The following is a 13,507-nucleotide window of genomic DNA, read 5'->3' as shown; positions in this document are numbered from 1 at the left end:
TTGCGATGAACCGTCAACAATATTACCGGCAAAAGCTGTGTTATCCGTTACCGCTGCATTGTTAACGGTCAGTATTGCGCCATTAAGGCGTACGTCGCCAGCGGAACCTCCCAGACGATTTACCTGCTGGTTATTACCGTTCAGGTCGAACAGGCCGCCATTAATGTTCAGCTCACTGCTGCTGGCAATGCTGTCTACAGCGTCGGTACGCAAAGTACCGCCATTGAGTGTCGTGCTGCCGGTGTAGGTATTGAGGGCGGAGAGGACTAACAATCCGTTGCCAGCCTTCGTCAGACTTTTACCATCCCAGCCAGTCGTGAAACCGCCCGCAGGTACTGTCTGATCGGCCAGCACGGTGTCGACATCAAATGCAGTACCGTCATTTACCGTAAAATTACCGGTACCTTTCGCCTGTGAGCCTTCAGTCCATGCCAGGCGGAAGCCAAGGTTGTAATCCTTACCGTCTAAAGAGAGATGCCCATCGTGCAGCAAGTAGTCCAACCCAGACTCATCAAGTGGGTTGTTGACGAAGTCGCCTGTGATACCGTTCGTGGTATGGATGACTGTCCACGTGTTGCTGGCCACTTCGCTGGCCTTAACCGGCGTAGGGCTAGCAACAAATCCGTTGACGATGATCTGGCCATCAATGCTGGCCGTATCAGCCGTAATGACAGGTGCGTCTGGAGCTCGCAGTGTAGTATTCAGCACTGAGTTTGCTGCCTGGGTGAAGATACCTCCTACCGCCAGAGTGGAGCTATTTCGTCCGATATCAGTTGTGGCACCGGTCTGCGTGGTGTAATCCCCAACCGTAGTGAACCCGCCTGCCTGCTCAAAGCGCAGCGTGCCTGCGGTGACTTCTGCACTGCCTACTGAACTGCCCATACCGGATAGCACGGTGGTGCCCGTGCCCTGTTGGGTCAGTGAGCCGGTACCCGAGATCGTACCCACAAGGTTTATTTGCGTCGGGTTATTAATGACCAGGGCTGCATTATCGAGAATATTACCCACAATTGTGCCAGAAGTAGTGCCGTCACCGAGCTGCAGGGTCCCTGCACTGATAGTGGTACTACCAGTATAAGTGTTATTGGCGGTCAGCACGGTGGTACCAGCGCCGGTTTTGATCAACGAGCCTTCGCCCGCTGCACCATCGCTGATCACGCCAGCAATCGTGTATACACTGCCGCTAGTGACGTCAATGGTACCGCTGACCCCATTCATAACGATATTGCGGTTCGCGGATGTGCTCGCCGTCACCTGCAGAGTACCGTTGTTGAACGTGTTATCGGCGGTACTGCCAAATGTCAGAGTACCTGCTTGTACGCCCAACGCGTCGTCGCTATATATTCTCAGTATCCCTTGTGCGAGGGTCCACGGTGTCTTGGCCGAGGTCGTGCCGAGTAATGTCCAACTGCTAGTGCCTACTTTTTCGAAAAGCCCGAAGCCAGCAAACTCCTGACCTGCGTTGAGGCTGGCGATATTGAAGGTGGATGGAGTCGCGCTGTTGCCACCCAACGCGAGGGTGTCATTCGTCGTTTGCCCCATAACCGCACCATCGATGTCATAACCATTTTGCAACTCCAGGCGGTTAGTACCGCCGTTGAATTGAATCGCATTGGCTTGTACGCCGTTGGGAGTCCCGTTGATAAGCTTCTTACCGCCTGCGATTCTACCCGATGTGATAATGTTAAGATCTGTACCGGTAATACCATTGCCACCGAGCCCAACCCCGTTTGCCCCTGAAATTGTGCCAGCATTAATAATAGTCAGATTGGCTCCGCCAATCCCAGAACCACCACTACCGCCTGAACCACCCGAGCTGCCCGCGCCACCGGAGATCTGGCCCGCTGATTCGTTGGTTATCGTAACATGACTACCGTAGATCCCCAGTCCACCCCCGCCACCACCTGGACTCACCAGAGTGGGTCCAAAGCCACCCGCACCACCAGTGATAGAGCCAGAATTGGTTAACGTGGATGCTAATCCCGACAGGAATTCCACAGCGTTACCACCCCCGCCGCCGCCACCGCTTCGTCCACCGTTACCAGGAGCGCCGCCAGCGCCGCCAGTAATGCTGCCGCTGTTGGTAAGGCTGTCAATGCCACTGGTAAAACGTATCGCGGCATTGCCACCACCGCCACCACCGCCACCACCAATATTATCGCCGGCCAGGCCACTACCGCCGCCACCACCACCACCGCCGCCACCCGTTCCTCCATTACCGCCAGTGCCTGTGTTACCCGAGCCCGTAGTCCCCGTTCCACCGAGACCGCCAAAAGCCCCTCCGAGACCGCCGATACTGCCGCCGCCGCCGCCGCCGCCGCCGCCGCCATTAGTCGCAGAACCTCCGTTGCCTCCACCTATGCCACCTGTACCACCCGTGCCACCTGCACTAGCAGAGCCTGCAGAGCCTGCAGAACCAACATTGGTGCCAGTTCCGCCGCCGCCGCCGCCGCCGCCATTACCCCCAGCAGAAGTACCAGAAGACCCGTTAGATCCTGCCTCGCCGCTGTTACCAACCAACACACCTGTATTGGTGATGGCACCGGAGGATGGCGTAGTAGGGTTAGCACCAGCCGCACCACCGTTGCCGCCAGGGTCATTGTTAACTGGATTAGAGCCACCCACGCCGCCGCCACCGCCGCCGCCAGCGGCTCCTGAAGTGCCAGATTGACCATTCCCGCCAACAGTTCCACCGGAACCACCGACCTGGCCTGCAGCATCGACGCCACCATTACCACCAGTAGATAGAGCCCATGCAGGCGCCGGCAGCGTTGAAAGTGCAAATAATACGGCTGCTGCAATAACAGTAAGGCGCGTTGCTGTCATATGCATCGCACCTCTGGTATTGAAGACCAACGGTATATCACTCCGTCTATAAGGGCTGTCGCTGTAATTTTTGCGTGATACTACTCGTTTTTTCATCATGATATTATTACCCGGTTGTATTAAACCACATGTTTGATTGATGTTTTAAAATGGTCACTGCGTGTTTTTATTATTTACCGCAAAGCAAAGCTCCGATGCGGCGATTATTCTTCCTTAGTTTCAGCATACATAAATCACACCCACACACTTCCCAAATGAAATGATAATTAGATAATTCACACCATCTGGAAAACATGTTGTTATTAATAAATAATCTCAAGTAAATTATAGAGCACCAATAGCAAGAACCTTATCATTCAATTACTTTGACGATTACTGATACATGTAGCCTCAATCATTTTCTTTGCATAAAACAGAACTAAGCTGAAGTAAACATGACTTTAGTTCAGCCTTTAATAAAACAGCATCTTTAGTTGGCGTCAACCTCCGTCCCTCACGAATAAATAATGGTGTACCATAATATAACTGCGTGCGCTTGATGTTATGGCTAATGGTCGCCACCGAACACCCAAGCAATCGCGAGGCATTATATTGACTACCTGTTTCCATCGTAACGATGAATGAAATAATTGATTTCAAATCAATGTCTTTTAGCCCATAAATTGATACCATATTTTATTTTAATCCATTATGTTTATAGAGATTATCATTAACTTAACAGTGTCGCCCTTCACTCCTTATAAATATTAGTGCATTGAATTCGCCCAATATTCTTCACTACCGTACCGCAATCATATTTTACAGTTACATTACTGCCAACTTAATGACTAACACTTTATCTAACTTTAAGTAGTGACCGGCTTGCTTCGTAGTTTTAATAGTAATGATGCTCGTTGCGTGTATCGCACTTTAGTATTATAACAGGCTGACCAATATGAGAGGCTACGCGAGTCTAATATCACTCTGACAGTCCTGTTATATCCAGTACCTAAATGCTCACACAAAGGATTCGCAGCATCCCGTATCGAATAGGTCACCCCTTGCTTTATAAAATTAAATAGCTGCCTTATCAATTTTTTCGAAGGTAAGTCACTGTCACAGTCCACAACAGTTAACAACGATGATTTTTGTATTTGTAGTAGATAATGATTCATAATCGCATTCTGGCAAGTCAAATTACCCTGAGTTTTTCTCAACAATAAAATAGGCCTTTCAACGCCTGAAGCATCAACTCGTAATCTCTCATATCGAAGAAAACTTACGACATCATCACCAAATAAAGAGGCTGATGACGTATTGATGATCACATAGCAAGACTCCTTGTCATCATTGCGGAAACTGTCCCAACTCTTGTAATCTGTGAAGCATGAAAACGAATAAATTTCGCTTTCCTTAGTGAAACAGGAAATGAATTTCTCAATTATCAGTCTGTTATAAACGCATTCATCAACGATCGCGATAATTTTAGTCAATCCACATTTATGAGAGAAAACCTCTCCCGCCATGCTCATCTTTAAAATTTCTTTAGTCATATCCGTCTCTGATGCTTTTACAGTATGAAACATTATTTTCAGATAGTAATACATAAATACATAAGAGTTAAATTTAGATACTGTTTGTTAGATGGCGGTATTACATAAAGAAAACTCATACCACGCATTCTGGCTCAACAAAGAAAACCAAGTCGACATAAAAACATAACCAGTTGATTTTAAATGGCTATACCTTATATAACATTAATAAACAGTTATATTTTTTAAATAGTTAAAAATTTCAAAATAATCAAAACAGAAACGCCTCTTAATTGTTTTGAAGCTTAAAATTATTGCGATCTTTAAAATTATAAGCATGTGCTAATGTTAGCATGCGTACAGCCTCCACTGTAAATTGACATATATCAATTTAAGTCCTACTTCATACGCAGTGAACAAGGGAATGATTAGTCATGCTTAACAGTTTATGAATTCATAAATGTTAGGCTTATAGAGCATATTAATTGCAACTACGTGATGCAAATCACGATTATTTAGCATTTATCCCAAGGATAAATCCTACTTGTTCGGAGTTTAACCAGATTTTCGCAAGTACCTGAAAAATACAGCTGATGAAGTGTTAAAGTAACATAAAGTGATTTAACGTGTTTATATATAAAGATAACTATGAATTCAGCCAGTTGATGGGATGTGTCGCCAATTCAGGCTGATAAGGTATTGACCCTCCCCCTGACAACATTTGCCGAACCGTCGTGACCGAGCTGCGGCGTCTACAGTAGCAGGATGAAAATCAACGGCTGGAGAAACTGTCTGGATAAGGAGATACAGCAGGAGGCATTGAAACTAACGGTCTGAGGCCGATTCAGAAATGCAAACACACAGCCTGATTAAAAAACACGCTGCAAAATCAACAAAATATAATCAACTTGCTTAATTACTCTGCAATCGCGTGAAAACATGCAGAAAAACACAATTTCCCTCTTGCCTCATTCGGTCTGTGCCGCTAATATTCGTCCCCGTTGTCACCTACAACGTTGCGTTCATAGCTCAGTTGGTTAGAGCACCACCTTGACATGGTGGGGGTCGTTGGTTCGAGTCCAATTGAACGCACCATCTTGCGTCCGTAGCTCAGTTGGTTAGAGCACCACCTTGACATGGTGGGGGTCGGTGGTTCGAGTCCACTCGGACGCACCAAATCAATTCCCGTTGATTTGGTGCTTACTCTCTCGTCTTTCTCTACACTTTCTTTTGTTTCAAAAAAACACTCTTACGTAATTGCTATTTGGCCTTCAACAATTGGCTGTGGCTGCCTGCTTTCCTCACCGTCTTACAGGCAACCATCCGTTCAGAAAAACGCCTTAATTCACATCCGCTATACAGACCACGTGACTGCTTTTCCTGGTATTCGTCACTATCCCGTTACTCATATTCAACGTATTTTTACTGCCCAGTTCATCTATCCAGTAAGGTGCGTTGACCCAGTTGCCACCAAAGTTGTACAACGGCCCCCACTCGCTCCACCAGCGTCCGGTTGAAGCCGCTCGCTCGCCGTTGCGGGTCGATTCCTCTGCAGTCGGCCGACGATAGCCATCATCTTGTTTACCACACCAGTCATTATTAAATCCTGTTGGATTGCCGTCAGTGATTAACCACTTCGTGACCGTGAAGGTATAAGCATAAGACCCACCGTCATTTTTCGACCGTATGGTAATGGTGGCAGTTTTCTCTGCGCCTTCAGGCCGACGGTTAAACGTCACCACACCCTTATCATCCACGCTTAACCACGAACGATCGTCATGCCAGGAATACTCCCGGTTGCTGGCAGCATTGCCATTCATGCGCAACTGGAAACTGGCACCAACCAATCCGCTGCGAGGAAAACCGCTGTCGGTATCAAACGTGGCACCATTGACGTGAATAGTCGTGTTCCCAGGGAGGACGTTGCTGCCGCCTGGTGCCACTTGCTCGCTGACCGTACTGACCATTGTCCCCATTACCGTGTCATAGCTTGCTGGCGTGGCTTCCACCACCAGATAGCGATTTACATCCTCTGCAACGGGGGTATAACTTTTTTCAACCGCGCCTGGAATTGCCGTTTTTCTGGCCGTTCCTGCGGCGTTATCCGCACGAAACCACTGAAAACGCGACCGGTCGGGAATCGTCTCATTCCCCTGATAAAGATAGGAAAGTGTGACATCTTCCCCTTCGCGGGGCGCCGGTATCGCTAAATTGACGATCGCCGGGAGCATGTCAGGTATACCGGTTTGCGCGCACACCACTGTCTGTCTGCTGGCGTTTGCCGCCGCGCTACTACGCCCATCGGTAAAAGCATTAATCACCGCATGGTGCGTATCATTGAGCGCGCGTGTCGTCCAGATAGCGTTACGTCCAGCAATGCCATAGGTATGCCGTAAATCGCCTTTAGAATCTTGCCCCACACGATTTGCCCTAGTGTAGGTCACAAACATATCCTGCAGATCGCCCTCATCTGGTAAACGCATGCCGTTGTTCGCACAGTGCATATACGCATCCCCCCAGCGCAGCGCTGGCGAAGCATAATGAAACGCGGCCGACAAGTCTGCTCGCGCGGGTAGCACCGGCGCGTTCGCGTTTGGGCTGACAAAAGGCGCATCCGGTCGGTCGGGATCGGAAGGTTCAATCTCAACCGGCAACACCTTAACCGTCAGGTAGCGTTTATTCTGCGCGGGGCCAGGCGTGTAAAGACGCTCATTCGCCCCTGAGATTACCTGCTCGTCGGCCAACCAGCGAAACAGGGTCTCTGAGGTACTTTCCTGCAAACCATCAGGATCGTGAAATTGATACGCAATCTCCAGCGTATCTCCCTGAGCCGGATTTAATCCCGGCGCAGAGGTGTTAATCACCTGCAGTTGACCGGCCACGGGCGGGCGTCCTTTTACCGTCTCGGTCTGTGCTGTCACCGCCAGGGCTTCCGTGGCGACAAAAACAACCAGCACACCCGCGGCGCTGCGCAGAGTGAGCGCGACACTATTCAGCTTCATAGCTCTGGCAATCCGAATGAACGGCGATTATACGCAGCAGCGCTTGAACACTTCGCTGCTGCACAATGGGTGACATTAATTCACCTCGATCTGTATCTTACGTTTCTGATCCCCGGCTACCGGTTTGTAAGTCTTACCGTTCGCACCTGGAATATTTTGGTATACGCCAGAACCAATCGCGGTCTCAATCTTCCACTGATAGGTGCCAGCATCACCGGCGCTGCCGTCAGCCAGTTGTACGACGGCGCTAAGTTCAGTATCAACCTGCGGGAAGCCATTCACTGCGCCATCAATCTGTACGGCGATCGGCGTCGATGCAGAAGCCGCTGACAGCTCATTTGACGCAACTGCGATACCGGTATCCGGATCGGTTATCGTTGGGTCAGTATGCGGCGTAACCAACACGGTGATCTTTTTGCCTAAATCACTCGCCGTCACGGTGTAGGTATCACTGGTGGCGCCCGAAATATCTGCCCCATCCGCCTGCCACTGAAAGGTTCTTTGCGATTCTGCATCCCCGTCCGGGTCGCTGAACGCGCCTTGCTGGCTGATGGAAATCACATCGCCAATGTCGAAGACGCCGTTGCTGTTGGTATCAGCAGAAACAATCGTGCTCTGAGTGATAACCGGCACGCGTCCTTTTACGGTATCGGTTGGATCGGACAAGACGGCCAGGGCGGGAAATGACAGGATTAACATCGCGCTACTGGCGGTTAAGGTAAAGTTTTTGCGTTTCATTTGCGTACTCAATAATAAAAAGGGATTAAGGCGTCAGCCGGGAAATTACGGGTTTCAGGGTGATTCTTGTGTTTCCACGCGCAAAGCACGTTTTTGCCATTCGCCAGACACAACATAGATACGGCCCGTCGCCTGTGGAATCGCGGTGAACTGGTTACTGCCTGCAGCGGTTTCCCCCTGCCACTGAAAATGTTCTGGCTGCTCTTCGCAGACAATTTCACCGCACATGACGACAGCGGATAAACGGTCGCCCACCTGCGGATGGGTGGTCAGCGCATGCCCATTGCGTAGCACTTTCACCGATGATGCAAAGGGGGCAAAATTAACCGACACGTGCTCGCCGCGACGATTAATTAGCGCCACAACCTCGCTGCGTCCCGCAGCAGTGCTCGTCAGGGTCGCTGTTATCACGCCGTTCGCATCAGTCACACCCTGTGCAGAAGCACGTACGCCGTGGCTGGCCTTAAATTTCACCTGCTGCCCAGCCACAGGATTACCAAACGCATCCCTGACGGTCGCGCTGACTTTATTTTCAGCAGTGCCGTTAGCTAATGCGTTGTCCGCTATGATGCGCAGGTCGCCAGGGAAAATGGTGGCGCTGCCTTCATCAGACAGAAAGGTGAGTTCAGCCTGCTGGACATATCCGTTTAACATCACCGACACCACGGATTTTCCGGCGATGCGGTTGGTCACCATGGCCATTGCTTCGCCTTCGCTATTAGTCATCACCGAGGTGGGTACTGCCGCCCCGTTAGTCGCCACGAATCGCACCGCCTGCGCGCTGGCCGGACGCCCATCCGCATGGTGTATGGTGACCTTCACCTGATTCGCCGATCTGCCATTGGCCGGCGCATTGTCTGCCACCACCTGCGTGACGCCCTGCCCGGCCTCACCCATTTTTGGCGTGAGCGTAACGCTCACTGGAGTAACCGCAAAGTGGTGGTCATTCACGTTGACAGAAATCTCGGCCACGCCCGCTGTTACGCCAGATAACGACGCTTTATACAGGCCGTTATGGTTATCCTTAGCCTGACTGATAGTCGTGCCCTCCAGAGGACTGGTGAAGGTCACTTTTTGCCCGGTAACCGGGTTGCCCTGCTGATCCCTTAATAAAAAGTGAATAAATGATTCAGCATTGCCATTCGCTTCAATACGTTCAGGGACGACATTCAGTTGAGATTTCGCTGGATCCAGGCTGTCATCATCAACGGCAAAACTCGTTTCAACTTCCTCTGTGCTGCCGTTAAGTTCAACAATCACCGTGACCTCACCCGCGACCCGACTGGTCAACGACACCGAGACCTCACCGTTAGCATCGGTGGTGGCTGCTGGGGGAATATCCGCATGATTGTTCGCGTACAGTCGTACGGTTTCACCCGCAGCAGGCGTCCCATCCGCGTTAAAGGTGGTGACTTTGATGACATTCTCATCTACACCATCCGCCAGCGCATGATCGTCAAGCACCACCACAGCCTCAAGACTGACCGAATTGTCATCACGTACCAGCTTGACCACCGTCGGCGCGATAGTGGTCAGAAACCCGTTAACATGCGTCCTTATTTTTGCGTTTCCGGTTGCGGTACCCGTCAATGTGGCGGTATACGTACCATCCTCCCGGTTAGTGACGTTGCCGATCGTCGTTCCGGCGAGGCTACTGGTAAATCGGACGTTTTTTTCTTTCAGTGGGTTCCCGCTGCTGTCGGTTAGCTGCAGAACCAGAGTCGATTCCGCGTTACCATTGGCGGATATTCTTCCCGGCGTCGCATTTAAAGAAGATTGCTGCGGGTCGACAGGGTTACCGGTGGAGATGAGGGTAACCGGACGGCGCAAGGTCTTCGCCACGACATTTCCCTGCATAACCTGCACCACGCCTTTCCCGGCATGAATACCGCTCAACTTTGCACGATAGATACCCGGCGCGACTTCACGCACTACTGTGGAGGTGGTATTGGGCACACCGGACACCTGAAACGACACGTTCTCGAGGCCCGTTACCGGCTCGCCCTCGCTGTTATTGGCTTTGTAGGTCATTTCAGCAACATCTTCGCCATCGGCCCGAATCACCGCCGGGTTCACCAGCAACGCCGAGTACATTTCATCGACACCCGAATTCGCCTGGCTATACAATACTTTCGCGCTCTGGCTCAGTTCATGCACCCTGGCCGTCGCCGTTGCCTGACCCGCAACGTGAGAGACCACGCTGTACATCGCCCGCCCAGCCGCATCGCTCATCACATCCTCAGCGGTGATACTGCCGTCGGCGAATGTCATTCCCATGGTGATATTTTTTCCGCTAACCGGTTTGCCGTCATCATCGACCAGGGTTGCGGTCACAGTAACCGGCGTTTTACCATCAGCGGGCGCACCGTTACCGGTGACCTGTAACGCATCGCCAAACGCCAGATTTACGGGTAGAACCTCAATCAGCAAGGTCTGGGCATTACTGGTATTCCCTTCGGTATCCTCTGCCATCGCAACGACGCGATACTGGTTTGCCGTCCCGTCTGAGGATGGAGAGCGTTGGTAAGGAGGCAATGTCAGTGAAAACATATTCACGCTCAGCTCGCGAAACTCTCCGCCAGCCGCCAGAAAGGCCGCGTTATCCCAGGTGACCTGCGCCAGCGGGTATTCACTCGTGACATCGGTCGAAATCGTATGCACCGTATATTCAGCGTCCTGAATCGCCTCTTCAGAAAGCGTCAACTGCACAAGATCCTGTGCCTGATATTCCAGAGTGATGACATTATTTCGATCAACCAGGCTGTAGCGGCTACCTTCCAGCTCGCGCAGAGAGGCCACTTCATCAGGCGAAAGTTGAGATTCCAGGGTTTCACCCGGTCGCCACGCCAGCTCCATTTGCACGCTGGTGTCTCGCTCATCACCCTTTTCCATACTCTGCTCAATACCCAGCGTCATCAGTGGGAACGGCGTCCAGGTGATACCGGTCGTGAAGGCCCAGGCATTTTTCTCACGTTCGTCTTCGCCAGACAGCCCGACCTCATCGCCAAAATACTGCTCATAGATAAACTTGCCGCCAAGGTGCGGATAGTCAGGCAACCAACCTTGCACTCTGACATCAAAACCGTTCGCCGGGCGTTCATCATAATTTTCCACGTCTTTCGAGGCCTTCCAGTCAGACAGTCTGAAATACCCGTTGGTAGCAAGTTGAAAATAGTCGCGCCACAGTTCAGCCCCAACGCCAAGGCGACGATGATCGCCACTCAAATCGGCGTCATAAAAGGTATTAAATCCCAGCATCCAGTCATGGCTGAAATGACGTACGCCCACGCCAACGTTCAGCGTATTACGGTCGTCCTGATTCTGATAACCCAGTTGGGTGAATAAGACATTCGTCTGTGTTTCATATACCGGCACCAGCCAATCTACGCTGCTGTCATCAAGGGAAAACTGTTCGCCGACATTCAACTGCGCCCGTACCGTGCCAAACTGCCCTAACCAGCCAGTGACTGTTTCATTCGCTTTACTGTTAATTTCCGAACGGACCAGACCGCTGGCCGCTTGTGCCGCATCGCCGTTTTCCAGAATATTCGCCAAGCCCGAAGCACCGCTGGCAAGGCGTTTAACCCCGGCGTCGTTTTCCTGTTCCTGGTGTAGCTTGTCACTCGCGCCTGCCGCCTTATTCCCACCGGAGGCTGGGGCCGGAATATCAAGCTCATCACCCTGACCTAATTGTTCAAACGGTTTGTTAAATGTTCTGAATTGGTTGAAATAGCGCAGTTGGGTGGTTGTCAGACCTAAGCGTTCGGCAACGGAATCCGTCGTTTCTTCGGCCTGAAGCACATATACGACAGAAGGTCGTGCAAGTAATTCGCTTTGCCATTGCGACGATTGAGGTTCGCTTGTTATTGTTGCCAGTACCGGCGTCGTAATGATCGACAGGTGTACAATCAGGCAAAGCCATGCAGTTCTTTCGATCATAATAAGTGTGCGACTTTTACAGAGGGCTCAGGGTTTAATTTGTAATAAAAGTGAATAAAACGTTATTCATTCAGTAAAATCCGCTTAAGTATTAACTCGTTACCCCTGAATCCAGACTGTGACCATAAATTTGCGCGGTATTCTAGTCAGATTCACCTCATGCGTCTCGCAAACAATGCGCATAACATTATGCGTAATAGATATAATGCGTTACCTACACTCCTGCAGTAACCTTAAAATGGGTAGAAACAGGCTTTATCTACCGCCCACCCATTATCAAAATAGTCATTAACCCCGTAACAACACGGTTATTCATTGTAATTTTCGCATTTTGCTTTTTTGTTTTCTTACACAAACCATGCTATCTTTTAATGGATAAGAATTGGTTAAAATATTATTGTGCAACCGTTTAAAAGGTATGTTCACGTAACATGCCTGCGCTATTTTTGTTGGCTGGACTGTATACATTCAATTTCAAAAGACACTGGCCGAAGCCGTGCGGGAATGTATACAGATAATATTCACAAGGCATATCTGAGGTCTCAGTGGTCCAGAAAATCAGCTTTAACGATAACGAACTCCGTATCCTTTATGAACTTTCGTGTACCCGTAGTTTGAGTCTGGCTGCGGAAACGCTAAAAATTGCGCAACCCAATATCAGTAGAACCTTACAACAACTGGAGGACCGTTTTGGATTCTCCGTGTTCGATCGCTCTTGTCGGCCGATAAAATTGACCCGTTTCGGTGAAGAGCTTCTCCCCTACGTCAAAAAACACATGAAGTCATGTGAAGATATCCAGAAGTTTACAATGGCCTATAAGCTGGCGTCTGATGGGTTTGTCAGGATCCATGCCCCTACCGGTCAGCTGTTATTTATCTCCAAGTACGTCATTCCTGGGTTGAAAGCGCAGCATCCGGAAATTAAATTAATGCTGACAACCAGTAACCTCAGCAACGCTGAATTTACCCTTGGCGTCCCTTTTAGTGATGACTGCGACATCTTGTTTACGCATTCATTGCCCGACAATGACGAACTTATTGCGCGAAATATCGCATCGATTCCGGCCAATATATATGGCACCCGCGACATGATTGCGAGATATCCGATCCACTCCATTGAAGATTATGGACACAGTCCCTGTATACTTTTTTTCTCACATATGGAAGACAATCATAACATCTGGTATATAAATGACGACTCACATAAAGAAATAAGAAAGATAATCATTAGCGGTGATTTTGCCTGCGATAACTCGTATGCCGCAATCGAACTCGCCAAAGCGGGTCTTGGTTATTTATTTATGCCCGAGTTGATCATTAAAGAAACAGATATCGACGGTCTGGTCCCTACACTTCCTGATAACTTCTCCACCCATCTGGATCTGTTTGTGATTTACAGTAAAAAGACACAGCAGCCTTTCCGGGTACAGCTAATCATTAATTCAATTGTTAATATCTTAAAAAAATTATTACCCAGATAATTATTGCCAT

8 protein-coding genes and 2 tRNA genes are annotated in these 13,507 nt (G+C 49.9%); 3 read left to right on the top strand and 7 right to left on the bottom strand.

Annotated elements, in window-relative coordinates; all coding sequences use genetic code 11:
* The 4 genes from FCH32_RS14500 to FCH32_RS14485 all read right to left on the bottom strand — a co-directional run.
* The coding region (locus FCH32_RS14500; RefSeq protein ID WP_174361090.1) for an autotransporter-associated beta strand repeat-containing protein at positions 1–1,998 on the bottom strand (1,998 nt) is incomplete at its 3' end.
* Positions 1,977–2,357 (bottom strand): hypothetical protein, encoded by a 381-nt coding sequence (locus FCH32_RS14495; protein ID WP_174361089.1) that lies wholly within the window; start codon positions 2,355–2,357, stop codon positions 1,977–1,979. The genes FCH32_RS14500 and FCH32_RS14495, both read right to left, overlap by 22 nt.
* Positions 2,358–2,720: a hypothetical protein gene (locus FCH32_RS14490; RefSeq protein WP_174361088.1), complete on the bottom strand. Its 363-nt coding sequence runs from the start codon at positions 2,718–2,720 to the stop codon at positions 2,358–2,360.
* 496 nt (positions 2,721–3,216) lie between these two features.
* Complete coding sequence (locus FCH32_RS14485; protein WP_174361087.1) at positions 3,217–3,498, bottom strand: helix-turn-helix domain-containing protein; 282 nt, start codon at positions 3,496–3,498, stop codon at positions 3,217–3,219.
* Between the two features lie 1,857 nt (positions 3,499–5,355).
* Between FCH32_RS14485 and FCH32_RS14480 the strand changes: the two genes are divergently transcribed.
* Both FCH32_RS14480 and FCH32_RS14475 read left to right on the top strand, forming a co-directional pair.
* Positions 5,356–5,432: transfer RNA gene (locus tag FCH32_RS14480), tRNA-Val, on the top strand.
* A gap of 4 nt (positions 5,433–5,436) precedes the next feature.
* Positions 5,437–5,513: transfer RNA gene (locus FCH32_RS14475), tRNA-Val, on the top strand.
* A gap of 164 nt (positions 5,514–5,677) precedes the next feature.
* Here FCH32_RS14475 and FCH32_RS14470 read toward each other — a convergent pair.
* The 3 genes from FCH32_RS14470 to FCH32_RS14460 form a co-directional block, all read right to left on the bottom strand.
* Entirely contained in the window at positions 5,678–7,339 is a 1,662-nt protein-coding gene (locus tag FCH32_RS14470) for a hypothetical protein (RefSeq protein ID WP_174361086.1), read from the bottom strand.
* A 75-nt stretch (positions 7,340–7,414) separates the two neighbouring features.
* Positions 7,415–8,077, bottom strand: coding sequence for a ZirU family protein (locus FCH32_RS14465; protein ID WP_223240221.1), 663 nt, complete (start codon positions 8,075–8,077; stop codon positions 7,415–7,417).
* A 54-nt stretch (positions 8,078–8,131) separates the two neighbouring features.
* Positions 8,132–12,016, bottom strand: coding sequence for an inverse autotransporter beta domain-containing protein (locus FCH32_RS14460; protein ID WP_174361085.1), 3,885 nt, complete (start codon positions 12,014–12,016; stop codon positions 8,132–8,134).
* Between the two features lie 545 nt (positions 12,017–12,561).
* On the opposite strand from FCH32_RS14460, the gene FCH32_RS14455 reads away from it, so the two are divergent.
* The gene (locus FCH32_RS14455; RefSeq protein ID WP_115258594.1) at positions 12,562–13,497 is read left to right on the top strand and encodes a LysR family transcriptional regulator; all 936 of its coding nucleotides are present in this window, start codon (positions 12,562–12,564) and stop codon (positions 13,495–13,497) included.
* The last annotated feature ends 10 nt before the right edge of the window (positions 13,498–13,507 follow it).

This window comes from Citrobacter gillenii (genome assembly GCF_013337685.1).
In the GTDB taxonomy this organism is placed as follows: Bacteria; Pseudomonadota; Gammaproteobacteria; order Enterobacterales; family Enterobacteriaceae; genus Citrobacter; species Citrobacter gillenii.
The sequence above is the reverse complement of the archived record's forward strand: the minus strand, read 5'-3'. Positions and strand labels throughout refer to the sequence as shown.